This window comes from Virgibacillus carmonensis (assembly GCF_057836705.1).
Window position 1 is genome coordinate 1 of the sequence record NZ_JBYQFJ010000192.1, and the last position, 660, is coordinate 660.

Below are 660 nucleotides of genomic sequence, written 5' to 3' on the forward strand. Positions count from 1 at the left end.
TTTTAATTTTATTTTAAATTTTTTATAACGTCACTGATTTTTTTGAAAATAACCTTTATTGAGTAAAAAATGGGATAACGGAAAACAGGATTCACTGCCTGCCAAGGCGGTATGTACAAACCATTCGTATATACTACACATTTCATTGCCCAGTAAGAAAAGCGCAAGCGCCCGTTTAGAAGCAGACGCATAAGCAAGGGACCGTAGAACGCATGGGTTTCGCGTTCGTCGTGTCCATTGCTTATGACGGCAGCTTCTGGGCGCTGGAGCTAGACAGATTCTTATAAAAAAGTAAAAAAGGGCTATCTATTCAAAATCATGAATAGATAGCCCTTGGTGTTTAATCCAGTAATCGATTAGTTGGATCTACATCCATTATCCGGGTCGGTTCACCGTTTTTCACGCCTTCACCATCACAAACACTGCATTTGTACTGCCAGCCTTCGTCATCGGAAAGCATGCCGGTTCCTTCGCAGGCAAGACACGTATTTTCTCTTTCCACCATCTTCATCAACCTCCATGTATATTGCTACCAATTAGTTTCTAACCGATTAATAAAAATATACATGTGAAACATCATTATAATACGCCACGCATGAAGACTTGAATTTTTTTAGAAAATGCGAATAGGATAAAACCGGGGAGTATGGCAATACCACC

General features: G+C 39.8%; 1 protein-coding gene. It reads right to left on the reverse strand.

Going from position 1 to position 660, the window contains the following annotated elements:
• Window positions 1-340 precede the first annotated feature (340 nt).
• On the reverse strand, window positions 341-505 hold the full coding sequence (locus tag AC3G7N_RS21320) for a hypothetical protein (RefSeq protein ID WP_172840457.1): 165 nt from the start codon (window positions 503-505) through the stop codon (window positions 341-343).
• Window positions 506-660: the final 155 nt, after the last annotated feature.

Coding starts and splice junctions, on each gene's coding strand:
- AC3G7N_RS21320 (WP_172840457.1), bottom strand. CDS start 505: ATGGTGGAAAGAGAAAATACGTGTCTTGCCTGCGAAGGAACCGGCATG.